This is a genomic window from Acinetobacter sp. L-24, assembly GCF_056857555.1.
Genome location: NZ_JBSXNI010000042.1, coordinates 94,342 through 118,840 on the forward strand (window position 1 = coordinate 94,342; position 24,499 = coordinate 118,840).

Here is a 24,499-nt window from a genome sequence, read left to right on the forward strand (position 1 = left end):
ATAGTCGAAATGAAAGAGTGAGATGAACATGAGCTTGTATGAACAAATTAACGATGAAATTATTTTAATGGATGCAGGCGAACTCAAGTGGATCGGACAGGAGTTAGCTCTTGAAGCGATGGTTGCAGTTGATTTAATGCTGCAAGAATTAGCCGAAGAAAAGGTCATTAAAGTGCGTCGTAAAAATCATGAAAAGACGACTGGCCTAAAACAGGTTGATCGTATTCTGGTTGAAAAACTTTAAACATAAAGCATGAAAAGTCCCTGATTGGGCCTTTTTTTATGCCGGATGATTTTCATCTGACAGGTTGCTTATGAGCACCAGATGAGATAAAGCTAAGTTTAGGCCGCTATAAAAATTCAGCGACTACTATCGAAATGACTTAAATTAAAGAAATAAGCCAAAGAAGCGGTTAAACATGAATATACAGCCCCAGATCCAGATCAAATCTTTAGAGCAAATATCACAGGCAGAATGGCTATTTTTATGGCAAGACTATCAACGCTTTTATCAGACGCAAATTTCTGAAGAGGTAAGTGAAAATACCTGGGATAAATTAACCAATTATGAATTAGATTCAATGTACGGTTTTGCGGCGCTGATGGATGGAAAGGTCGTGGGGATTGTGCATGTTATCGAACATAATAGTAGCTGGACAGTAAGACCTTATGCCTATTTGCAGGATCTATTTACCCATCCTGACTATCGGGGAAAGGGTGTGGCGCGTAAGTTGATTCAACATGTCTATCAGGTTGCACAGCAGCGTAATTGCGACCGGGTTTACTGGCTGACTCAGGAATCAAATCATCAGGCACAAGCATTGTATAACAAAGTCGCCAAGAAAACTGGATTCATCCAGTACCGTATGGATTAAAGCTCAAAAATTAAAAAAAATAACTTACAATTTTATCGTTTCATCACTGCAACAAAACGTTTTATCTTTAGGGCTGTAAACGGTTCCAGATTCTATACACTTAATAACATCCAAAACGTGAGATAAAAACATGAATTTCAAAACATTAGCATTAGGCTTGGCGGTCGCATCTGTAGCAACAGTTTCTATGGCAAAACCAGTGGCCTATACGATTGACCCGACTCATTCAGCAACGGTGTTCTCTTGGAGCCACTTTGGTTTCTCTACACCATCTGCAAACTTCAGTGACATCCAAGGTACGATTAATGTTGATAATGTAAAACCTGCGAATTCTTCGGTCAATGTGAATATCCCGGTTGCAAGCATTAATACGAATGTGAAAGCGCTGGATGACCATATTAAGACAGCAGAATTTTTTGATGCTGCCAAATATCCGAATATCACTTTTAAAAGTACTAAAGTTCAGGCTTTAGGCAAAAACAAATACAAAATCACCGGTAACTTAACCGTAAAAGATGTCACTAAACCTGTGGTACTGGACGCAGTTTTAAATAAACAAGGCATGCACCCAATGACAAAATTACAAACGATTGGTTTCAATGCAACCACTTCATTTAACCGTTCAGCCTTTGGGGTAGGCGGTTATGTTCCAAATGTGGGCGATAAAATTACAGTGAACATTACTACCGAGGCTTCTGTACCTGCTCCGAAAAAGTAAAAATGACAAATAAAAAAGCACCCAGTTGGGTGCTTTTTTATTACGGTTATTTAAGTTGCAGGTTTTCTAAATAATGCATCAATACCGAACTGGCTGCCTGTTCAAGCGCGGGCGCATAGCTTTGATGATCCGCCCGCAAGGCAGGGATATTGATCTGGGCTTTGCGTAACTCACAGGTATGTCCAATCAGCCATTTCTCTAAACTTTCACTGGCCACTTCAGCATGGAATTGTAGTGCTAGAATATTCTGTCCTACCCGAAAGGCCTGATTTGGATAAAGATCAGAGCTGGCCAGCAATTCAGCCTGTTCAGGTAGGTCAAAGGTATCACCATGCCAATGCAGGACGTCAATATCATCCAGAGCTTTTAGTGGATTATTTTCAATAGAAGCAAGACTGAGTTTAGACCAGTCAATTTCCTTTACATCTCCTGGATAGACTTCAGCATCCAATGCAGCAGCAATTAATTGCGCACCTAAACAGATGCCTAATGTCGGTAAATTCTTTTGCAGGCGAACTTTAAGTAAGTCTATTTCCTGTTGTAAAAAAGGATAATCCTCAGTTTCATAGACTGCAATCGGGCCACCGAGAATGACTGTTAATCCGGGATGTTCAAAAGCCTTAGTGAGATCATCGATACCGGCTTCGAAATAACGCACACGTAAGCCGAGCTGATAAAAAATATCTTCCCAAGCGCCTAAGTCTTCAAAAGCGAGATGTTGAATGGCATAAACGGTATCGGGGAGGTGGGCTAAGTTCAGCATAGTTTTTTGATATCAAGAGAATGATTTAATTTAACGTGAATCAAAAGCAAAATAAAAGGCTTTATCTACCGATCCTGTGCAAAATAGAAAATAATGAGCATCGCTGCGCTATCAGAAAGTTTCTAAAAATTTCCGTGTGATCGCTACATTAAGCAGTTCATTTTTTCTTTTGTGTAGGAAAGAGAGTAGAGTAAGACTGCCGTACTGAATAAAAACAACAAGACCATCAGGATCAAGGATATGCAAAATATACGTTTATATGTCGATAAAAACAGAATCAGCCCCTATGCCATGTCGGTTTATGTTGCCTTAAAAGAAAAGGGTTTAGATTTTCAGGAAATCGTGATTGATTTAGATCAGCAGCAACAGAAATCCGCGGCTTATCAAGCCATTTGTCCAAGTGCTAAAGTTCCGTGTTTAATAGTAGATAACTTTAGCCTGTTTGAATCATGGGCGATCACTGAATACTTGGAAGATGCCTTTCCGGCTCCAAGTTATCCGGCCTTATATCCTAAGGAAATTCAGGCCAGAGCCAAATGTCGCGCCATACAAGCTTTGGTCAAAACCGATTTTATGCAAATCCGCCAGCAGATGCCTTCCGATTGGGTATTTCACCCAGCAAAAATATCTACACCTCTTACAGCTCCGATCACTGAAGAAATTCAGCGCTTGGTGAATGTGGCAGAATATATGCTGGAGGACATATGGTTGACTGAACACTGGTCCATTGCAGACTTTGATCTGGCCTTTATGTTGCATCGTTTGCTGAGCCATCAGGTGAAACTTCCTGTGAAAATAATAGAATATGTCGAGCGTAATTTTAAGTGTGCTTCGGTACAAGCCTGGCTTGCAGAACATGAAAAAGCTAAAACTTTAATCTAATGCCGACTGATAAAACAGTTCATAAAAAAACCTACTTAAATAGATAAAATTCAAGCGTAATATGAATCAGAATAAAACTTGAAAGATACAGAGGATATAATCCTCATTGAATAAGAAGGAAGGAGTGGCCGGTGGGGAATTCACATCATCATGAACATAGTCATGTCACTGTGACTGCAAAAAATGCCAAAAAATTATCAATAGCGTTGGCATTAACCACGACTTTTTTAATTGTGGAAGTGATTGCCGGTTTTCTGACTCAAAGTTTGGCCCTACTTTCTGATGCTGCGCATATGTTTACCGATGCTGCTGCACTGGCTATCGCATTAGTGGCCATTAAAATTGGACAAAAACCGGCAGACAATAAACGGACTTTTGGTTATCAGCGTTTTGAAATTCTGGCTGCCCTGTTTAACGCCTTGATGCTGTTTGTAGTTGCGATTTATATCTTGTTTGAAGCTTATCAGCGTTTGAGTCATCCGCCGGAAATCCAGAGTTTGGGGATGATGATCGTAGCCACCTTGGGGCTGACCATTAATCTGATTTCCATGAAAATTCTGGTATCCAGTAGTCAGGAAAGTCTCAATGTTAAAGGTGCTTATCTGGAAGTTCTCAGTGATGCGCTGGGATCAGTCGGAGTAATTATTGGGGCACTAGTGATTTATTTGACTGGCTGGATGTGGATGGATGCGCTGATTGCGGTATTGATCGGATTTTGGGTATTGCCAAGAACCTGGATTTTGCTGAAACAGAGCATCAATATTCTGCTTGAGGGTGTGCCGGATGAAATTGATATTGAAAAATTACGCCACGATCTTTTGGCGCTCGAAGGGGTTCAGGACATTCATCAGCTCAAGGTTTGGGCAATTACTTCCAAAAAAGTCATGCTGACTGTGCATCTGGTTGCGCCGAATGTGGATTATCAGAAACTGCGGCATCAGACCTTTGAGATGCTTCACCATGAGCATCATATTACCGAGATGACTTTGCAGATTGAAGCGGAAGACTGCCCACCAGAACATCGGGGACAATCCTCACATCTGCATTCACATGTCGAAACCCATCAGCATTGAAGTGGAATAATATAAGAATCGGGAAAATTGATTATTTTTTTAAAAGTGAGCGAATCACATCCAAATAACTTGGCGGAGCATCGACATACTCACGCTCCCTTAACATCTGGTGCATTCTCGCCAGCTTTTGATGCGGAACAGAGGCCATCAAATGATGTTCAATATGATAGTTCACATGAATCGGGGCAACCAGAGCACGTGCCAACCAACCTGCACGAGTGGTTCGGGTATTACTAAGGGCAGAATGACTGGTTTCTAATCCGGCATGCTCAGCCATGGCTCGGATGCGGATAAACAGGGGAAATGGAGTGATATAGGCAAGAGGCCATAATAAATACAGTTTAGGATGTCCGCTGGCCCACAGTGCAGAAAAAATTGCTGCATTTGAGATCAGCATACCTGAACTATTTTTCAGCAGATTTTTTGCGAGTTCTAGATTGCTACGATCACCACGCAGAATTGGCTTGGGGTCGTTGGAAACACTCCATTCCAGTAATTCAAGATCCATCAATACCCGACCTGCAAGAAACTTAAGCCCAGATTGTCCATTCAGGTCACGGAAAAATTTCCTGAATAGTGAGCTTTGAGTAATGGGAAATTTTTTTACCAACCCCAAGTCAGGATCATCTGGCTGTGAGGTTTTAGCATGATGTTTCAGATGATAAGGACGATACTTGCTAACATCATTCCAGATCGGGCGTGCACAGAGCCAGTCGGTCAAATGAGTGTTTAACCATTTAGTTTTGAACAGGCTATGATGTGAGGCATCATGCATCAAAATAGCCATCGCAAGCTGGCGTCCCGCAAGAATGGCCAATGCCAGCGCGCACATCAGGACTTTCCCCCATGTAGGTAAATATTCCCAGCTATAGGCAACCGTACCAAAGGTCATGACAATTACGGTCCAGGTTGAACCTACTGCCCAGGCACCGTGTAAGTCTGAGGTCGTGGTGAGTTCTTTAATTTCATCACGACTAAAAAGTTCTGTGACACTGACCTTGCTGTTCATTCTTCTGCCTATATTTAGTTCTTATTGCTTTATTCAATATATTTGGATGAAATATTACAGTCAATTTATTTTTGTGTATAAAAAAGAAATAAATTAGACCCCTTGGTCTTTAAAATAGTGTTGCCATAAAAGTTGACCCTGTTTTTCTATTTTGCGGACTGCGAGCTCAAATTGTTGTCGGGCATCGGTGTCTATCCATTCTGCAGGAAGCAAAGGATCAGCACGTAAACTAAACAGGGCAGATTTACCTAGATAAAAGGCACTTTTTGCAGCCTCTGCTAAAGTCAGATTTTGGTAATTTTCAAACCAGTCGTTAATATCATGCTGTACTGCATGATAGGTCTGATGTAGCTCTTCGATATCCCATAAATCACGAATTTCGGTTTCACTTTCCAGTTGACTGACTTGGAAAAAACGTGCGTCAGGATCTAATCCAAACTGGATTACAGCTGTTTTTAATGGACTTAGGTTTAGCGTTAAATTATCGGGACGAATAAAAACATTTTGCTCTAGTTCCTGAAAACCATAATAACGCAGCGCTTTTTCTCTTTTATATAAGGCGGTACGGTCTACACGTCCCAAAGTGCCGGTATAGACCAATACATATTTTCCGTTCCATGTGGTCGCCGTTTGCATATCAGGGTGTTTGTTTAAGCTGATAAAAGAAGTATCGAATTTTTTCTCTAGCAATTGATACACGCCGCGTTCCACAGCTTGAATGAAATTTTCCTGATTTAATCGAGCCACAGCGACACGGATACCATTGTCAGATATACCCAATAATTCAGCAGCAGCTAATATCCGCTTAATAGTCAAGGTTGAGTTCTTAGAAGCGTAGAGTAAGTCTAAAACAAGATGACGAGCATTCAATTTATAAGTCATGAAACGATATCGTTATGAAAGGGATTGAAAGTTTTAAAGTTTATCCACAATAGCACTTTGTCATGAATAACCCAAAAAAATTGTCAGGGTAAAAGAGGATGAATAAGTGATTTGAGATATACATTTTATTAATAAATTTTTTTCAAACACAATAAAAAAACCCTTATCTTTCGATAAGGGTTTTTCGTATTCTGGAGCGGGAAAGGAGACTCGAACTCCCGACCCCAACCTTGGCAAGGTTATGCTCTACCAACTGAGCTATTCCCGCAATGAGGTGAATTATAGAGAATTCCACAGCAGTGTCAACTCCCTATAAATCTGTTTGATTAATTAATCAGCACGACGCCAAACTGTACCTTGACGAGTATCCTCAAGTACCACGCCTTGATCAAGTAAAGATTGACGAATCTCATCCGCACGTGCGAACTCTTTGGCTTTCTTGGCATCCTGACGCTGTTGAATCAAATCTTCAATTTGTTCAGGTGACAATCCTAGAGCTTCTTGACCAATGTCAGATTTGAGGAACTCATCTACATTTTGCTGTACCAGACCGAGAATATTGGTCAGGTGACGTAAAGTTGCGTAGTAGATCGCTGCCTGTTCCGCATTTTCTTCTTTCACGGTACGATTCAGCTCTTTATTGATTTCGAACAATACCGCAATCGCTTCAGGCGTATTGAAATCATCACGCATAGCGGCATTGAAACGCTCAACCAAAGCCTCATCCAGAGTTTCAATCAGATGATCACCATAAACCGCCTGATAGGTTTTAAAAGAATGGTAGAAACGAGACAAGGTATTTTTTGCTTCTTTTAAGGCAACATCCGAGTAATTCACCGGGCTACGATAATGGGAAGAGACAATAAAGTAACGCACCACTTCCGGATGGAATTTTTCAATCACGTCGCGAATGGTGAAGAAATTGCCTAAAGACTTCGACATTTTCTCGCCATCGACATTGATGAATCCGGCATGCATCCAGTAATTAACATACTGTTCGCCAGTAGATGCTTCAGATTGTGCAATTTCATTTTCATGGTGCGGGAAAGTCAGATCAGCACCACCGCCATGAATATCGAAATGATTGCCTAGGCAGCAGGTCGACATTGCTGAACATTCGATGTGCCAGCCTGGACGGCCATTGCCCCAAGGTGATGCCCATGACGGTTCATTTTCCTTGGCATGTTTCCAGAGGACAAAGTCAAACGGGTGTTTCTTTTCGACTTCAACATCGACACGTTCAGACGCGCCGGCTTGCATATCTTCTAATTTACGGCCAGAAAGACGACCATATTTGGCAAACTTCTCGACCTCAAAGTAGACATCACCATTATTGGATGGATAAGCCGTACCTTTGTCGACCAGGTTGCTGATCATATCTTGCATCTGATCGATGTAATCTGTGGCTTTAGGTGCTACATCAGGTGCAAGGCAGCCCAGTTTGGCAAAATCCTCATTCATCGCATCAATAAAGCGGCTGGTTAGCTCTGAGATACTTTCGCCATTTTCATTGGCACGTTTAATAATTTTATCGTCAATATCCGTAATATTACGCACATATTTGACCTTCCAGCCTTGGCTACGCAGGAAACGGATAATATAGTCAAATGCAACCACTGTACGTGCATGTCCAATATGACAGTAGTCATACACCGTCATACCACAGACATACAGATCAATTTGACCTTCAACACGAGGTACGAATTCTACTTTTTTGCGTTGCTCTGAGTTATATAGAACAAATGGTTGCATAGCTGTTCAAAAGACTTCAAATAAAAGGATGAATCATCTTAACCTAAGCATAATTATTCATAAAGATAAAAGCGTAAAAAGCCTCAGTTATTTAGGGGAGTTAGGCAACGAGAGTGATTTATAAAGAAGGGGTTCAGGAAGTGAAATAGCGAATATTGAGCTTACATTTTCAGAGGCAGTGTTTGCCAGTCTGATGGAATTATATTTGAATGAGTCTGGTCTGATTTGACCCAAACTTATTTCGGATAGCGTAAGCGTGTTACCCTAAAAAATAAAAACAAGTGCCTTTTACAGCGTCAAAAATGGAGCGAATGTAGAGGCGGAGATACCAGATTGTGCAAGTTGAATACAATCTGAATATATTAAAAATCCGTCGAATCTTCTACATTTAGAAAGCTTACAATTGCATAGCTATGCTAAAATTGCGAAAATTATGCCCATCAAACCAGAGTTTTTCTCTGTCCTTAGCGTAGGTAAACAGGCTTTGAATCCACAAAAAACAGCGAATCAACTAGATTTCCAGAAAGTCGCACTTGAAACACTGCGCATCGAAGAAAATGCACTACAGATTTTAGCAACACAGATTGATAACCGGTTTAGCCGGGCATGTGAAATTATTTTACAGTGTACTGGCCGTCTGGTGATTACCGGAATGGGCAAGTCAGGTCATATTGGCCGTAAAATGGCGGCGACCTTTGCTTCGACCGGAACTCCCTCATTCTTTATGCATCCAGGTGAAGCCGGTCATGGCGACTTGGGTATGTTAGTGGCTGGTGATGTGCTGATTGCGATTTCAAACTCGGGCAAGAGTGATGAAATCATGATGTTGATGCCACTCATCAAACATCTGGAAATTCCGCTGATTACCATCAGTGGTGATGATCGTGGTCCAATGCCACAAAATGCTGATGTAGCTTTGACGTTGGGTAATATCCAAGAAGCCTGTCCACTGGGTTTAGCGCCGACATCGTCAACGACGGCAACATTGGCTTTGGGTGATGCTTTGGCGGTGGCTTTACTGGACGCTCGCGGCTTTACCTCAGATGATTTTGCACGCTCACATCCTGCAGGTGCGCTGGGTAAGCGTCTGTTATTGCACGTGAAGCATCTGATGCGTACTGGCGCAGATTTACCTAAAGTCTCGCCAGATACCGCCATGAATAAAGTATTGTACGAAATTTCCAACAAGCGCTTGGGCTTAACCACAGTCGTCGATGAAAATGATGTGTTGCTGGGGATTTTTACCGATGGTGACTTGCGTCGCTTGATTGATAAGCAGCAAGGTTTTGATGTCAATCTGGCTATTCAGGACGTGATGACCAAAAATCCGTTGACCATTTCTCAGGAAGCACGTGCAGTGGTCGCACTGGAACGTATGAATGAACATAAAATTAATCAATTTGTAGTTGTTGATGATGCCAATAAAGTCATTGGCGTGATTAGTATGCATGACCTGATTCAGGCTGGGGTAAATTAATAAATGGCATCTTATGTATTATTAGAGCAGGCACGTCATATTGCAGCACTGGTGCTTGATGTAGATGGTATTTTAAGTGATGGCTTTGTAACGCTGACCAATACTGGCGATGAGATCAAATCCTTTGATATTCGTGATGGTCTGGGCATGAAACTGGTTCAACAAGCAGGAATCAAGGTGATTATTATCACCGGACGTAAAAGCAATATCGTAGAAAAGCGTATGTCGGATCTGGGTGTTGATCTGGTCTATCAGGGCCGTGAAGACAAAGGTACAGCACTTCGTGAAGCCTGTGCGCAGCTCAATATTGATCCTGAAGATTGCCTGTACATGGGCGATGATTGGCCTGATCTGTCTGCTTTTGCCATTGCGGGCATGAAAGTGACCGTGCCTAATGGTCATGTCGAAGTTCGCCGCCGTGCCGATCTGGTGACTCAGGCGCAGGGTGGACGTGGTGCGGTGCGTGAAATCTGCGATATGCTGTTAATGTCCAAAGGCATGTACCAAGAGTTACTTGAAAAATATACTCGTGCGCCTTATTAATAAGTCATATCTTTTGGATTAAGTACACCGCTTATGGATACTAAAGTTTTATATATTACGGCCGTGATTATTGCCGCAATAAGTGGTGGTTATTACTATTACAGCGGCAAGGGCAACAAGCTGCAGGCAGACTCTGCGCGCAGCATGACCTATTCCGCTCAAAATATTAACTTAACCCAGACGGATGAAGCAGGCCAGGTGTCGGTTCGTGCCCAAGTGGACCGACTTGAGCAGAATCTGCAGCTAGAAACCTCAAAGCTGGAAAATCTGCAAGCATCGACTTATGACAATGGTAAAGTCGATGCGACTTTCTTTGCCAAAATGGCGCATGGTTATGATGACAATACAAAAGTTGTACTCTCTCAAGAAGTGCTCGCCACCAAAATCATGCAAAATGGGAAAATGCAGTTTCGTACTGAAGAACTGACTGCTTTTCCGAAAACACGTGAAATTGAAACAGACAAGACAGTGATTGTGGAATCTCCACAGGCTGAATTTGTCAGCCAGGGTCTTAAAGCCAATCTTAATGATGGTCAATACGAATTCTTTAATATTCGAGGAAAGTATGAACCAAACTCCTAAAGCCAAAATGATGCACACTTTCCTGAAGCGTATGACGCTGGCGACTGTGGTTGGACTCGGTTCAATCGCTGCTTTTGCACTGCCATCTGACCGTAACCAGCCAATCACTTTGCTGGCTGACCGGGCGACTTTCAATGAGCGGACGGGTGTGACGACGTATTCGGGCAACGTTATCATTGAACAGGGCACCATGAAGCTGCAAGCCAATTCGATTGTGGCCAATCTGAACAATAAGCGTCAGATCAGCCTGATTACAGCGACAGGCAGCCCGGCACAGTTCCAGCAAAAAGTGGATCCGGCCAAAGGTCTTGCCAAAGGTCAGGCGCAGAAAATTGTCTACAATGCTGAAACCGGGATTATTACCTTGTCAGGTAATGCCTTCCTGCAACAGGACGGTGCCAGTATTCGTGGTGCGACTTTAAAATACAGCATGAACAAAGGCGATATCGAAGCTACCGGAACACCAAACAAAACCGGTTCATCGTCTGGCCGTGTACAAATCGTGATTCCACCCTCTAGTTCAACATCCTTCCCGGGAGCGCGTGATTAATGGAGCAATCGCAGCAGGTTCAAACCTTAACCATTAAGCATCTGGCGAAAAACTATAATAAACGCTGGGTAGTGAAAGATGTGTCGTTCAGCATGGAAAGTGGCCAGATTGTTGGGTTGCTGGGACCAAATGGCGCCGGTAAAACCACCAGTTTCTATATGGTGGTCGGTCTGGTGCGGATGGATAAGGGGGAAATCTATCTCGATGATCTAGATCTTTCCGACCTCGCAATGCATGAACGGGCACGTAAGGGAATTGGTTATTTGCCGCAGGAAGCTTCGATTTTCCGAAAACTGACAATTTCCGAAAATATTATGGCGATTCTGGAAACCCGTAAAGATATGACCAAGGCACAACGTCAGCAACGTCTGGCGGAGCTATTGGCAGACTTTAAAATCACCCATATCAAAGATTCTTTGGGCATGAGCGTATCTGGTGGGGAACGACGTCGTGCCGAGATTGCGCGTGCACTTGCGGCTGACCCAAAATTTATGCTACTCGATGAGCCTTTTGCCGGTGTCGATCCGATTTCGGTTGGAGATATTAAGGATATTATTACGAACTTGAAAGATCGCGGAATTGGGGTGCTGATTACCGATCATAACGTGCGTGAAACGCTGGCGATTTGTGAGCATGCTTATATTGTCAGTGAAGGCGCATTGCTTGCTGAAGGCACACCAGAAGAAATTCTGGCGAATGAGACCGTGAGAAAAGTTTATCTGGGTGATGATTTCACTGTTTAAATAATCCTGCTTTATATAAAAACCCTGCATCAGACGCCAGTTGTCGGATGCAGGGTTTTTTTTTTGATCAAATCAAAGTGAAAAAGATTTCTTTTAAAGGGATTTGATATATGGTTAGGCTAAAACAAGAAACATCACATAATTATACGATTTAGGGCAGAACACTTTAAAAAAAATCAGGGGAAAACAGATCAAAAAAGAAGGGGATTGATACTTCTTCTTTTGCCTTTATCTGTGTCTTTAGGGCATGCAGAAAGCTCACCCCATTATTTTACCAATCTCAAGAATAGCTTAGGTCAGCTGATTGCACCCAAACCGACACGATCAGCACACACCATTGATATTACCTCGCTCGGTCATTATTCATTAGATACATCAAAAGTAGCTGAGCTGCCGCAAATTACCCGGCCACAGTCAGGACAGCCAGCTTTAAGTTCTACGATCACAGCTGGCATTCCACAAAAAATGAATCTGGTGGAAGCCGTACACTGGGCAGTGCAACGACGTCCTGAAATCACTCAGAGTATTTCGACATTATCTGCGCAGGCTGCGAATATTGATGTAGCGAGATCAGGTTATTATCCGCAGGTGTCCGGTGGTATCGGGACAGGGGATCTCACTTCCGGTGAACATAGACGTCAAATCGTTTCTTTGAATGCCACCCAGATGCTGTATGACTTTGGCAAAATTAAAACCAATGTCAGTGTAGAAGAAGCCCGTTTGGCAGAAGAACAGGCAAGAGTGCTGGTTAGTTTGGATCAGATTGCATTTGAAGTAGCAGATGCAATAGTGAATATCAAACGTTATCAGCAAATCACCCAGATTGCCCAACAGCAGATTCAGGGCATTGGACGGATTGCAGAAATTGCCAATTTGCGTGCCCGCGCCGGAATCAGCAGTCAGGCCGACCCGATTCAGGCCCAGTCCAATCTGGAAGCAGCGCAATCGAATCTGATTGTACAGCAGACCCAGCTCAGACAATATCAACAACGCTTGCGTACCTTGCTAGGATTTGATGTATCCACTGTTGAATGGGATATTCCTGATCGTATTGTGGCACAGGCCGATCTTTATCAGGATCCGGAATTTACCCAGATTCCGAACATGATTCTGGCCCATGCCGGGGTCAATGTTGCCCGTTTGCAAAAAGATCAGGCGCGGCTAAGCCCTTATCCGACCATTAGTGTTAAAGGTAGTCTAAGTCAGGCGATGAATGGACGGAATCCAAATAATAATGAAGATGATGGCTTTTATAATTCAGTCATGATTGAAGCCAGCAGTAATTTGTATCAGGGTGGTGCAACGCGTTCACAGACCCGTGCCGCAAGCTATGCCGAAGAAGCTGCACGCGCACAGGTCAATACGGTCTATCTGGATGTGCAGGATCAGGTGCGCTTGATCCGCGAGCAGATTGAAAATAAACAAAAACAAATGGGGGTTTTATCCCAGCGCCGCGCAACCACGGTACGCACCAAAGAGCTGTATCAAGAACAATATAAATTGGGTACCCGAACCGTAGTGGATTTGCTGAATGCAGAGCAAGCCATTCATAGTGCCGCGCAGGAAATTGAATCGGCACGCTATGACATTTACTCGGCGATCGTACAGTACATTCAGGTCACGGGCCGTACACGGGATATTTATGCGCTTAACAGTATTTCTATTCAGGGGTTTGAAGTTCAGCCATGAGTACTACAATAATAAATTATCAACCTTGGCTTCATGCAGTTTTAAATATTGCCAGGCATTACCGGATCGAACCTTCTGAGGAGCGGATTCGCCTGCAACTGGACTGGAATCAGCATCATGACATTGATGACATGCTCAAGATTGTCAGTCGTCAGATGGGTTTAAATCTCCGTAAAAATAAATTTGAGCGCAGCCTGCTGAATCCATGGCGTTTACCTTTAATGGTTGAATTCGATAGTGGTGATGTGGGCGTGATTGAACGCATCGATACACAGGGCAATGTCAGCATACAGCTCAGTGGTGATGAAGGTTTATCTCAAAGCTTTACAGTTGAGCCGTTAGAGGTTGGCATAAAGCATCTTTATGTGCTGCGTCCTGAATCTTCAGTTCCAGATGCGCGGGTGGATGAATATATCAAACCCTTTGAGAAAAACTGGTTCTGGTCGATTGTCCTGAATGACTGGAAGCGCTATATCGATGTGATGTTTGCGTCTTTAATTGCCAATATTCTGGCATTGGCCACGATAGTCTTCTCGATGAATGTCTATGACCGTGTCATTCCATCACAATCCATTCCGACGTTATGGGTGTTGGCAGGTGGTGTACTGATCGCTGCGATTTTTGAGTTTGTATTACGGGTATCCCGTATTTATCTTTCAGACATTATTGGTAAACGCGCGGATTTAAAAATTTCTGACCGGGTATTTGGTCATTCATTACGGATTAAAAACAGCGAACGTTCCAAATCAACAGGAACTTTTATTTCACAAATTCGCGAGCTGGAAGGCGTCCGCGAGCTGGTGACTTCAACCACAGTTACGGCCATTGCCGATCTGCCATTTTTCTTCCTGTTCTTAGGCATCTTCTGGGTGATCGGTGGTAATCTGTTCTGGGTCATGTTACTCGTTGTGCCCTTAATGATTCTTCCAGGGATTCTGGCGCAGAAAAAACTGGCACAGCTGGCCCAGTTGGGGATGCGTGAATCTGCCATCCGCAATGCCTTGCTGGTAGAAGCTGTACAAGGAATTGAAGACATCAAGCTGTTAAGAGCTGAAACGCGTTTCCAGAATCAGTGGAATCATATGAATGAAGTGTCAGCCGATGTCAGCATGCAGCAACGTAAAATTGTCGGCTTGATGACCGCCTGGACCCAAAAAATTCAGGGACTGACCTTTGCGATTGTGGTTTTAGTCGGGGCTTTTGCAGTGATGGAGGGTGATATGACCACGGGTGCACTGGTGGCCTGTTCAATTCTTTCTTCACGCATGCTGGCACCAATTTCACAAATTACGGGCGTACTGGGTCGCTTGCAACAGGCTAAAGTGGCCAAATCAGGTCTGGATGAACTCATGAAAAAACCGGTGGACCAGCCGGATTATTCGCACCTGATTCATCGTCCGGCACTGGATGGGCATTATGAGCTCAACGGTGTGGTGTTCAAATATGGCGATGATGATCCGAAACCGAGTTTGATGATTCCCAAGCTGGAAATCAAGCCCGGGGAGAAAATTGCGATTCTGGGCCGTAATGGTGCAGGAAAATCGACCTTGTTGCAGCTCTTGTCTGGGATGCAGACACCGTTACAGGGCAAGGTCAAGCTGGATGGTGTTGATCTGACCCTGATTGATCCGTCAGATGTACGTCGTGATATGGGCTTGCTGAATCAGAACTCACAGTTATTTTATGGTTCAATCCGTGAAAACCTGACTTTGGGTGCACCTTTGGCCACCGATCAGCAAATTCTGGAAGCCTTACAAATTACCGGTGCACTGGGATTTGTACAGGAGAAAAAAGAAGGGCTGGATCATATCATTTTAGAGGGTGGTGTCGGCTTTTCTGGTGGACAGCGCCAAGCCTTGTTATTGGCGCGGTTGTTGATTCGTCAACCAAAGATTTTGCTACTGGATGAACCGACCGCTGCCATTGATGATGTGTCAGAAAAACAGTTGATTGATCATCTTAAAGGGTATTTAACCCATCGTACGATGATCGTCGCCACTCATCGCCGTGCGGTATTGGAACTGGTGGATCGTATTCTGGTGGTCAATGATGGCAAGATTGTGATGGATGGACCACGGGATCAGATCCTGAATCAGTCGCAGGGTGGTAATAAGCGGGTTGTGGGAGCAAGTGCATGAGTGAACTACAGCAACTAAAATGTTCCAGCAAGGTCAGCTTTCAGGAACCGCCATTACCCAAATCAAGTGTCATCATCTGGATTATCGGCATTGGCCTACTGGTATTACTGACCTGGGCCTGGTTATTCAAATTGGAAGAAGTATCTACCGGTACTGGAAAAATAATTCCATCATCCAAAGAGCAGGTGATTCAGTCTCTGGATGGCGGTATTTTGACTAAACTTAATGTCAAAGAAGGTGAGATTGTCGAGCGTGGGCAAGTATTGGCCCAGCTTGATCCGACCCGCTTTGAATCCAACGTCGGTGAATCAGAATCCTTGCTGGTGTCATCACGTGCCACTTCAGCCCGTTTACGTGCGGAAGTCACCGGCGCACCGTTGGTCTTTCCTGAAGAAGTGTTGAAATACCCCAAATTGGTTAAAGAAGAAACGGCCCGGTATCAGTCGCGTCGAGCCAATTTGCAAGAATCTGTTGCAGGCCTGGAACAGGGTTTGTTACTGGTGCAGCAAGAACTGGAAATGACCGCTCCCTTGGTCGCCAAAGGGGCAGCCAGTGAAGTTGAAGTGTTGCGTCTAAAACGTGAAGCCAATGACCTGCGTAATCAGATGAATGATATCCGTAATCAATATTATGTGAATGCGCGGGAAGAATTGTCCAAAACCAATACTGATGTAGAAACCCAGCAACAGGTGGTACGTGGCAAGTCGGATACTTTGAGCCGAACTGTTTTTAAATCACCGGTTCGCGGTGTCGTCAAAGAGATTGATGTGATGACGCTGGGCGGCATGATTCCACAAAATGGCAAGTTGATGACCATCGTGCCACTGGATGAAAAATTACTGGTTGAAGCACGAATCTCGCCGCGTGATATTGCCTTTATTCGCCCTGATCAGGAAGCATTGGTTAAAATTACAGCTTATGATTATTCGATCTATGGTGGGTTGAATGGTAAAGTTGCGATGATTTCACCGGATACCTTGCGTGATGAAGTCAAGCAGGATCAATTTTATTATCGGGTGTATATCCGTACCGATAGTGACAAGCTCAGCAATAATGCCGGGCAGGAGTTCAATATTACTCCAGGGATGGTGGCCACCGTGGATATTCGTACTGGTTCAAAAACCGTGATGGATTATCTGATCAAGCCATTTAATAAAGCCAAAGAAGCCTTGCGTGAACGGTAATATTTGCCAAGCAATTGAGTAAAACAATCGATCAAAATCAGGCCTCTCCGTGGAGAGGCTTTTTATTTGTCTGTGCAAAGCGGGTATACTGCAGCAGTGAGAGTTTAAAGCCTGAAGTTATGCCATTTACCATTGCCAGCCTGGTCAGTTTTGAGGAAGACATCAAAAAAAGCCGCTTTCAGGCCTTTGCCACCCCTGTTGAGAATGAGCAGGACGTCAAAGATTTTCTGGAAACTTATCGTGATCCAAGCACCACGCATCAATGCTGGGCCTGGAAAATTGGCCATCAGGTACGCTTTAATGATGATGGTGAACCTTCAGGCACAGCGGGACGCCCGATTCTGGCGACCATTGAAGGCAATGAGCTGACCAATGTGCTGGTACTGGTCAATCGCTGGTATGGCGGGATCAAGCTGGGAACAGGGGGCTTGGTACGTGCCTATGGCGGCTGTGCTGGACAATGTTTGTTGTTGGCAGAAAAAATTGAACTGATTGAAAAGAAAAAGGTGCAATTTTCCTGTCAATTCAATGAGTGGGCCATCTTTCAATATGAGTTGAACCAGCAACAGATTGACTATCAGGAAGAATATACAGCTGAAGGAGTACAGGTCAGAGCCTTATTTCAGTTACATCAAATTCAACCTTTTGCCCTAAAAATTCAAGATGTGACCCGTGGCCGGGAACAGCTCAAAATCATAGAAGAAGCGACAGATGACTGACGTAGATCCATTACTGAAATATCGTGAGCAGCATAAACATCGCCTGAATTATATGCCTTGGCTGTACTGGTCCTTAAAGCCGAAAAATCGCGGTTGGGCAGAAGCGTGGCAAAAGGACTATCAGGCTTATCTGATGGAGATGGAAACCGTCGAGATTGGTGAAAACTGTTTTATTTCACCTCTTGCACATATTTTCGCGGAGCCGGGACGCAAAATCATTATTGGTGATAATACCTTTATTGCCGCAGATTGCACCTTGCATGGCCCTCTGGACATTGGGAATGAAGTGGCGATTAATCATCACTGTATTCTGGATGGCGGTCGGGTGGGGATTAAACTGCATGATCAGGTGCGTATCGCCGCTTATTGTCATCTTTATGCCTTTGATCACGGTATGGATCTGGAGCAGCCGATTTATCAGCAGCCAGTACGTTCGCAAGGCATCGAGATTGGTCGGGATGTATGGCTGGGTGCACATGTCGGTATCAAGGATGGAATTAAAATCGCAGATCAGGCCGTGGTGGGAATGAACAGTATGGTGACCAAGGATGTCGAGGAGCGCGCGATTGTCGCCGGTAATCCGGCCCAATTCATTCGCTATCGTGAATAAGCTTTTGGAAGTCAATTGCTTGACGCAACAGCCTGACTCAGAAGATAGATCGATATGTTGATCTATATTTGTTCACATAAAAGTTAACATATTTCAAGTCAAGCCTTACAGATTTCGCTGCACATTTTTGAATGCTTATGCTAAGTTAAAAATAACTAAGAAATTTTTATCATAAATAGAAGAGAGGCTAAACATGAAACGTGTCATCGCCTGCATCGACTCATCACCATGTATAAACGCGCTGGCAGACGCGGCGGCATGGATTGCCAAACAGACTGGCCGTGAACTGGTCCTGTTACAGGTTTTGGATTATTACCCGGCCAGTTATCATCTGGGGGAAATCAGTGGGGTTATTGGCTTTGAAAGCAATGCCATGTTACTCAAAGAGTTGGCTGAGCTTGAACAAAAACAAAGTGAAATTGCGCTGGATTATAGCAATAACCTGCTGCAACACATTTCCGAGCGGATTCTGGCAGAACATGGTATTCAAACCACACATATTCAGGAAAAAGGTGATTTTCTGGAACAAAGCTTCCAGATCCTGCAGCCTGATGATATCGCAGTAATTGGATTACTCGGTGAACGCTCCGCTGAAAAAAACAAACCGATCGGCACCAATGTCGAAAATTTTATTCGTGGGGCAAACTGTACCGTGATGACTGTCGGAGGACAGTTTAAGCCGCCGACACGATTTATTTTCGCCTATGAATATTCACCGACCTGTATCAAGATGATGAAACGGATTGCGGAAAGTGATCTGCTGCGCTTATTGCAATGCCATTTGTTATATATCGGTGATCATGCTGAGATTCTGAATGAGCCCTTGCAATATTTAAATCAGGCTGGTTTAGATGTGGTGCCACAATACCGCTATGGCGATGTCGCAGAAAATATTTTGACCTATCAGCAGGAACTCGGAATTCAGCTGATCGTGTTGGGTGCATTTAGTCACAGTAAAATTCACCAGTTCTTTTTGGGCAGTATTGCGACCACGATTTTCCGGAATTCAAAAGTGCCTTTACTGGTTGCGAAGTGAGAATTGCATATAATAGCCAAGCGCGAAGTCTAATCGTAAATTGTTACAGCTTGATTTAAAAATGACCAGAGTTATCCTCATATATTGTGGATAACTCTGTGGTTAATATTTATAAGTTAATGTTATTTATGGTAAATATGTCATTGGGTGATTTTTGTTCTTCTTGTTTTATTTCACAATCGCGAGTGCAAAACCATCATGTCCTTTGCTGCCAACCGTTTGTAAAGCAGTGCATGACAAGATACGTGGATGATTTTGAAGCGCTTTAAACATGTCACGAATGCCTTCAATACTTGGTTTATTATTGTCCGGGTTAATGATTTCGCCAGCACGAATCACATTGTCCAGAAAAATAAGTGTACCTGAGTGCGACAGGTTTAAACTGAGTTCCAGATATTCCGGATAACTCTGTTTGTCTGCATCAATAAAGATGAAATCGAAAGCTTCCGTATCTTCAGGCAGGGCTTTAAGCACATCTGCTGCACGGCCGCATTTCAGTTCGACGGTCTGTTTAAGCTGCGCGCGATCAATATTTTCCTGACCCATTGCCGCATGGGTATCACGTCCTTCAATCGTCAGGATATAGCCATCATCAGGCAAGGCACGTGCCAGCCACATGGTGCTATATGCTGCAAATGTGCCGAGTTCCAGTACACGTTTACACTGGTTCATCTGGATTAGCATCTGCAACAACATGCCTTGATTTGGTGCTACAGCCAGATGATCAGGAAAACCGTGCGCTGCGGTATTCTCAAGAGTTTGATTCAGAATGGGGTCTTCAGGAATTAAATGTGAATCAATGTAGTGATCAATGTCTGTCCACATTTGTTGCATAGTCTTAGCACCTCGATTGCGATGCGTGCATTTTAAACTTTTCGCGGCAGAGCGCAATTTATTGTTCTATAGGTGCTGATTTTTTAGGCTCTAAAAAGTCCTGGATGAACTTTGTAGAGCGGTTGTCATGACTTAGTAATTACACATCGAAGAATTACGGCCTAAACTCGGTCCCCAAGTACGATAACCTTGGGTATCGATGTGGATTTGGCCAGAAGCATACATGCCGAGTCCCATATTTAGGCTTTGACCATGCTGGACCCAGAACTGACACAATTTGAACTTGGTATTTTCAATATAGCTATAATCTTGTGCCTGAGGATATTCAGGCCCAATCCGGAAATCGATCGCAGAGTTGTAAAGATGGCGTGAAGAATTGGCACCACCGGCACACTGGTTCAAAGGCAGGTCACGATAGACTGATGTGACTTCAAAATCAGTCAGTACATTGGCTGCAACCAGATATTTAAAGACTTTTAAAGTTGGGATCTGATTGGCCCATAATTCACGGCTTGGAATCATGTATTGGGAACGGCCACACTTGGCCCAATCACGTGCAGTACGCATCAATTCGAAACTCGGAATGATATTGCCAACCCCATGACGTTCCAGAAAAACCTCATATTCACGCACGCGTGACAAATTATCCAGTGCCGATACCCAGTGGGTATACACATAAGGCACAGTTTTTGGGTGGGCTTTACGATCGTATTGAACACGTTCTTGTGGAATGTAAATCCGTTTTCCAGCAGGTGTGGTGGCCTGTCCAGGTTGTTTTGTGGTCGTGGTACAGCCCACAAAAACAAGAGGAATTATACAAAGACTCAATAATCCCTTTAACAAGTTCTTCATTTATAGAAATCAGATATTTACAAAATAGCGCTATTTTAGACTAAATATAGGGAGAAATTTGGAGAATATTGCAATGAAATGTGTGCGTTGAGTATAAAAAAGATCAGCATTTGCTGATCTTTTAAAGTTTAAACTAATTACTTTTCAAGGTATTGTAATTTGTCTGCTTTGCCATTCCATTCTTCACGGTCTGCTGGCTGGTCACCAATTTGTGTGATATTTGGCCATTTTTGTGACAGGTCAGCATTCAGTTCAATAAAGACTTCCTGACCTTCTGGTAATTCGTCTTCAGAGAAAATTGCATTTGCCGGGCATTCAGGTTCGCATAACGCACAGTCGATACATTCGTCCGGGTTAATCACAAGGAAGTTAGGACCTTCATAGAAACAGTCTACAGGGCAAACTTCAACACAGTCTTGATATTTACATTTAATACAATTTTCAGTGACAACGAAGGTCATGGCGACAGCTACCTAAAAAATATGGTTCTAATTACGAATGCTGTATTTTAGGCAAAAACAGGGGGAACTAACAATTCCTTTTATTGATATTTGTTATATATAGGGCTGTTAAATTTGAAAAAAGGTCGCATACCGATGAATTACAGCATTCATCGGTATGTTCAGGACATCGACCCTATGCCAGATGAGGTCTAGGACCGAGAATTAACTTGACTGTTTGATCAGGTCTTTGAGCGCATATAACTGCTGCAAGGCTTCACGTGGCGTTAAACTATCTACATCAATATCTTCGAGTAAGTCCAGTGCAGGCGATTCTTTTTCAATTTCGATGATACGTTCTATAGGCTCCATAACTTCAGGCATTGCAAACAGATCATGCTGCGGGCTCAGTGGCTTGGCCTGATGCTGTTTTTCCAGAATCTTTAAGCGGTTTTGCGCTTCTTTAATCACCGCAGCCGGAATGCCTGCCAATTTCGCGACTTGCAAGCCATGACTTTGACTGGCCGGGCCATGTTGCACCTTATGCAATAAAATCAGATTACCATTCAGCTCTTTGGCCGTGACATGGTAGTTATTAATGCCACTTTCCTTATCCAGTTCAGTCAGTTCGAAATAATGGGTAGCAAATAGACATAAACATTGAATGCGTTTGGTCAGATCCAGCACACAGGCCCAAGCCAAAGACAAGCCATCATAGGTACTGGTTCCACGGCCAACTTCATCCATGAGTACCAAAGACTGGCTGGTGGCATGATGCAGGATTTGCGAGGTTTCGGTCATTTCCACCATAAAGGTTGATTTGCCGGTCGATAAATCATCGGCAGAACCAATACGGGTAAAGACACGGTCAACCGGACCTAAAGTTGCAGCTTGCGCTGGAACATAGGCACCACAATAAGCCAGCAACACGATCAATGCAGTCTGGCGCATAAAGGTGGATTTACCACCCATGTTGGGGCCGGTAATGATGGTCATGCGATGGGAAAAATCCAGTCGCGTATCGTTCGGAGTAAAGGCCGATTTACTGAGGGCTTCTACCACTGGATGTCGTCCAGCAGTGATACTTACACCGATTTCAGGGCTAAATTTTGGACGCGACCAGTTGCGTAAACGCGCCTGATGGGCAAAATTAGCAATCAGATCAATCTGGGCAATGGCGCTGCTCATCATCTGTAAACTGCCGATATCCTGACGCAGTTCATCCAGCAGCATTTCAAACAGCATTTTTTCACGGGCCAAGGCACGCGATTCGCTTGATAAGACTTTGTCTTCAAATGCTTTCAGTTCAGGTGTGATGTAGCGTTCGGCATTTTTCAGGGTTTGCCTACGAATATAGTGCTCGGGTGCCTGTTCAGCCTGTGCGCGGGTCAGCTCAATATAATATCCACTGACGCGGTTGTAGCCAATTTTCAGTCCCGGAATGCCGCTTTGTTCACGCTCTTTAATTTCCAGATCAATCAGGAACTGGCTGGCATGATCACGAATCTGACGTAGTTCATCGAGTTCACTGTCAAAACCTTCTGCAATGACATTACCATCACGAAGCAGGACGGGTGGATTTTCCACAATGGCGGACATCAGACGTTGATGTAGATCATGGAAGTCGCCGAGTTCTTCATTGAGTTGTACTAAAAGTTTGGACTGTTGCTGACTGACAATCGGTTGTAGGGCATGGCGTAAAAATGGAATTTGCGCGCAGGCCTGTCGCAATTGCACCAGATCACGTGGACGGGCACTGCCAAGCGCAATACGGCTCAGCACGCGTTCAATATCGCTAATTTCTTTTAGTACCAAACGTACAGGTACTTCGTGGAAACCTTGCAGCAGGGCTTGAATGGCATCCAGGCGCTCATCCAGCAAGGCGGTATCGCGTAAAGGTTGCATCAGGGTGCGACTGAGCAAGCGCCCCCCCATGGCAGTCTGGCAATCATTGATCAGCTGAAATAAGGATGTCCCATGTTCAAATAAAGGCTCAATCAGTTCAAGATTACGGCGTGTCACCGGATCCAAAGCAATAAAATCTGAACTCTGTTCTAGCTGAATCGTGCGGATATGCGGTAACGCAGTTTTCTGGGTTTCTTTGGCGTAGTGAATCAGTGCCGCTGCGGCTGCTTTAGCCAAAGGTAAATGATCAATTCCGAAACCTGAAAGCGTGCTGACGGCAAACTGGTCACATAAGGTTTTTTGTGCATTATTCAGGTTGAAATCAACATTTGGACGTTTGGTGACCGAGATATCCAGTTGCTGTTTGAGTTGTTCGGTCAATGTCGGATCAGCGATATTTTCATCCAGCAGAATTTCGCTTGGCATCAAACGTGCCAGTTCAATCATGAGCTGGTTAAGATCATAATCCTGCTGCTGTACTTTAAATAAGCCAGCGCTGAGATCGAGAAGTGCAATGCCAATCTGACTCTGCTGAATACATAAAGCCACCAGATTCGAGCTTTGATGTGCACCGAGCATGGCATCATCGGTCAGTGTGCCCGGCGTAATAATCCGAACTACACCACGCTCAACCGGTCCTTTCCCAGTAACCTCGCCGATCTGCTCGCAGATCACCACGGTTTCGCCTTTTTTGACCAGACGTGCCAGATAGCCCTCGGCTGCATGATAAGGCACGCCCGCCATAGGAATCGGCTGACCATTGGCTTTACTACGATGGGTCAGGGTAATGCCTAAAATCTTGGCTGCCTTGTGTGCATCTTCAAAGAACAGTTCATAAAAATCACCCATACGATAAAACATCAAAGAATGCGGATGCTGCATTTTCACCGACATGTATTGCTGCATCATGGGCGTTAAGGTAGAAAGATCAGCCATAATTCCTGAACTGGTCATTAAAAATAAATCCTTTCAACAAGAGATAAATGCAAATACTGCTCAATAGGCTATGCAGGGAAATTTAAAGCACATTTTCAATAAGGCCAATCCCATATGATTGAGCACAGGAGATCGAAAATGTGAAATGAATCTGCTGATTCAATTCAGCTTTAAAGCTTTATTGCAGCAAGTCTATCAAATTTAATTTTTAGAAAGAAATGAAATTCCAGATGAATGTTTAAGTCAGCGCTCAGAGCTGTCGCTATGGCTTCTTATTCAACATTATTTGCAATTTTAAAAAAATAAA

Annotated in this window: 24 protein-coding genes and 1 tRNA gene; 16 read left to right on the top strand and 9 right to left on the bottom strand. The window is 43.8% G+C overall.

Features of this window, described 5'->3' with window-relative positions:
- Window positions 1–28 precede the first annotated feature (28 nt).
- The 3 genes from AC13CK_RS09085 (at window position 29) to AC13CK_RS09095 (ending at window position 1,593) form a co-directional block, all read left to right on the top strand.
- Window positions 29–244 carry a hypothetical protein gene (locus AC13CK_RS09085; RefSeq protein ID WP_005246695.1) on the top strand — a complete coding sequence of 72 codons (216 nt, stop codon included), beginning with the start codon at window positions 29–31 and terminating at the stop codon, window positions 242–244.
- Between the two features lie 175 nt (window positions 245–419).
- Window positions 420–875 (top strand): GNAT family N-acetyltransferase, encoded by a 456-nt coding sequence (locus tag AC13CK_RS09090; RefSeq protein ID WP_253144725.1) that lies wholly within the window; start codon window positions 420–422, stop codon window positions 873–875.
- Between the two features lie 130 nt (window positions 876–1,005).
- A complete protein-coding gene (locus AC13CK_RS09095) occupies window positions 1,006–1,593 on the top strand; it encodes a YceI family protein (RefSeq protein WP_425878187.1) in 588 nt (195 codons plus the stop codon).
- A gap of 46 nt (window positions 1,594–1,639) precedes the next feature.
- Here AC13CK_RS09095 and AC13CK_RS09100 read toward each other — a convergent pair whose 3' ends face one another.
- The gene (locus AC13CK_RS09100) at window positions 1,640–2,356 is read right to left on the bottom strand and encodes a glutamine amidotransferase (RefSeq protein WP_219309591.1); all 717 of its coding nucleotides are present in this window, start codon (window positions 2,354–2,356) and stop codon (window positions 1,640–1,642) included.
- 240 nt (window positions 2,357–2,596) lie between these two features.
- Between AC13CK_RS09100 and yfcF the strand changes: the two genes are divergently transcribed.
- Together yfcF and AC13CK_RS09110 are read left to right on the top strand one after the other, a co-directional pair.
- Window positions 2,597–3,238, top strand: coding sequence for a glutathione transferase (yfcF, locus tag AC13CK_RS09105; protein WP_425878189.1), 642 nt, complete (start codon window positions 2,597–2,599; stop codon window positions 3,236–3,238).
- 131 nt (window positions 3,239–3,369) lie between these two features.
- Window positions 3,370–4,311: a cation diffusion facilitator family transporter gene (locus AC13CK_RS09110; protein WP_425878191.1), complete on the top strand. Its 942-nt coding sequence runs from the start codon at window positions 3,370–3,372 to the stop codon at window positions 4,309–4,311.
- 31 nt (window positions 4,312–4,342) lie between these two features.
- On the opposite strand, the gene AC13CK_RS09115 is transcribed toward AC13CK_RS09110, so the two are convergent.
- The 4 genes from AC13CK_RS09115 to cysS form a co-directional block, all read right to left on the bottom strand.
- A complete protein-coding gene (locus tag AC13CK_RS09115; protein ID WP_348939681.1) occupies window positions 4,343–5,320 on the bottom strand; it encodes a fatty acid desaturase family protein in 978 nt (325 codons plus the stop codon).
- A gap of 93 nt (window positions 5,321–5,413) precedes the next feature.
- A complete protein-coding gene (locus AC13CK_RS09120; protein WP_224215710.1) occupies window positions 5,414–6,202 on the bottom strand; it encodes a PaaX family transcriptional regulator C-terminal domain-containing protein in 789 nt (262 codons plus the stop codon).
- Between the two features lie 192 nt (window positions 6,203–6,394).
- A tRNA-Gly gene (locus AC13CK_RS09125) sits at window positions 6,395–6,470 on the bottom strand.
- A gap of 62 nt (window positions 6,471–6,532) precedes the next feature.
- The gene (cysS, locus tag AC13CK_RS09130) at window positions 6,533–7,954 is read right to left on the bottom strand and encodes a cysteine--tRNA ligase (protein WP_180087252.1); all 1,422 of its coding nucleotides are present in this window, start codon (window positions 7,952–7,954) and stop codon (window positions 6,533–6,535) included.
- 433 nt (window positions 7,955–8,387) lie between these two features.
- On the opposite strand from cysS, the gene AC13CK_RS09135 reads away from it, so the two are divergent.
- The 11 genes from AC13CK_RS09135 (at window position 8,388) to AC13CK_RS09185 (ending at window position 19,225) form a co-directional block, all read left to right on the top strand.
- Window positions 8,388–9,431: a KpsF/GutQ family sugar-phosphate isomerase gene (locus AC13CK_RS09135; RefSeq protein WP_425878194.1), complete on the top strand. Its 1,044-nt coding sequence runs from the start codon at window positions 8,388–8,390 to the stop codon at window positions 9,429–9,431.
- Between the two features lie 3 nt (window positions 9,432–9,434).
- On the top strand, window positions 9,435–9,974 hold the full coding sequence (locus tag AC13CK_RS09140) for a KdsC family phosphatase (protein WP_004279958.1): 540 nt from the start codon (window positions 9,435–9,437) through the stop codon (window positions 9,972–9,974).
- A 33-nt stretch (window positions 9,975–10,007) separates the two neighbouring features.
- On the top strand, window positions 10,008–10,556 hold the full coding sequence (gene lptC / locus AC13CK_RS09145; protein WP_213687166.1) for an LPS export ABC transporter periplasmic protein LptC: 549 nt from the start codon (window positions 10,008–10,010) through the stop codon (window positions 10,554–10,556).
- A complete protein-coding gene (lptA, locus tag AC13CK_RS09150) occupies window positions 10,540–11,106 on the top strand; it encodes a lipopolysaccharide transport periplasmic protein LptA (RefSeq protein ID WP_004646679.1) in 567 nt (188 codons plus the stop codon). The genes lptC and lptA overlap by 17 nt, the downstream gene beginning before the upstream one ends.
- Window positions 11,106–11,849 carry an LPS export ABC transporter ATP-binding protein gene (lptB, locus tag AC13CK_RS09155; protein ID WP_005107230.1) on the top strand — a complete coding sequence of 248 codons (744 nt, stop codon included), beginning with the start codon at window positions 11,106–11,108 and terminating at the stop codon, window positions 11,847–11,849. The genes lptA and lptB overlap by 1 nt, the downstream gene beginning before the upstream one ends.
- 222 nt (window positions 11,850–12,071) lie before the next feature.
- Window positions 12,072–13,538 (top strand): TolC family outer membrane protein, encoded by a 1,467-nt coding sequence (locus AC13CK_RS09160; RefSeq protein ID WP_425878581.1) that lies wholly within the window; start codon window positions 12,072–12,074, stop codon window positions 13,536–13,538.
- Complete coding sequence (locus AC13CK_RS09165) at window positions 13,535–15,676, top strand: type I secretion system permease/ATPase (RefSeq protein ID WP_425878198.1); 2,142 nt, start codon at window positions 13,535–13,537, stop codon at window positions 15,674–15,676. Before AC13CK_RS09160 ends, AC13CK_RS09165 begins: the two co-directional genes overlap by 4 nt.
- Entirely contained in the window at window positions 15,673–16,860 is a 1,188-nt protein-coding gene (locus AC13CK_RS09170) for a beta-barrel domain-containing protein (protein WP_425878200.1), read from the top strand. The genes AC13CK_RS09165 and AC13CK_RS09170 overlap by 4 nt, the downstream gene beginning before the upstream one ends.
- Before the next feature lie 119 nt (window positions 16,861–16,979).
- Window positions 16,980–17,579: an IMPACT family protein gene (locus tag AC13CK_RS09175; RefSeq protein WP_004279947.1), complete on the top strand. Its 600-nt coding sequence runs from the start codon at window positions 16,980–16,982 to the stop codon at window positions 17,577–17,579.
- Window positions 17,572–18,189, top strand: coding sequence for a DapH/DapD/GlmU-related protein (locus AC13CK_RS09180; RefSeq protein WP_425878202.1), 618 nt, complete (start codon window positions 17,572–17,574; stop codon window positions 18,187–18,189). The genes AC13CK_RS09175 and AC13CK_RS09180 overlap by 8 nt, the downstream gene beginning before the upstream one ends.
- 193 nt (window positions 18,190–18,382) lie before the next feature.
- Window positions 18,383–19,225 carry a universal stress protein gene (locus AC13CK_RS09185; protein ID WP_425878204.1) on the top strand — a complete coding sequence of 281 codons (843 nt, stop codon included), beginning with the start codon at window positions 18,383–18,385 and terminating at the stop codon, window positions 19,223–19,225.
- Between the two features lie 168 nt (window positions 19,226–19,393).
- Here the strand turns inward: AC13CK_RS09185 and AC13CK_RS09190 are convergent, their stop codons facing one another.
- The 4 genes from AC13CK_RS09190 to mutS form a co-directional block, all read right to left on the bottom strand.
- A complete protein-coding gene (locus AC13CK_RS09190) occupies window positions 19,394–20,059 on the bottom strand; it encodes an O-methyltransferase (RefSeq protein ID WP_004729865.1) in 666 nt (221 codons plus the stop codon).
- Window positions 20,060–20,191: 132 nt separating this feature from the next.
- Window positions 20,192–20,911: a D-Ala-D-Ala carboxypeptidase family metallohydrolase gene (locus tag AC13CK_RS09195; protein ID WP_004279938.1), complete on the bottom strand. Its 720-nt coding sequence runs from the start codon at window positions 20,909–20,911 to the stop codon at window positions 20,192–20,194.
- A gap of 137 nt (window positions 20,912–21,048) precedes the next feature.
- Window positions 21,049–21,372, bottom strand: coding sequence for a ferredoxin FdxA (fdxA, locus tag AC13CK_RS09200; RefSeq protein WP_004279936.1), 324 nt, complete (start codon window positions 21,370–21,372; stop codon window positions 21,049–21,051).
- A gap of 204 nt (window positions 21,373–21,576) precedes the next feature.
- Complete coding sequence (gene mutS, locus AC13CK_RS09205; protein WP_482831113.1) at window positions 21,577–24,210, bottom strand: DNA mismatch repair protein MutS; 2,634 nt, start codon at window positions 24,208–24,210, stop codon at window positions 21,577–21,579.
- Window positions 24,211–24,499: the final 289 nt, after the last annotated feature.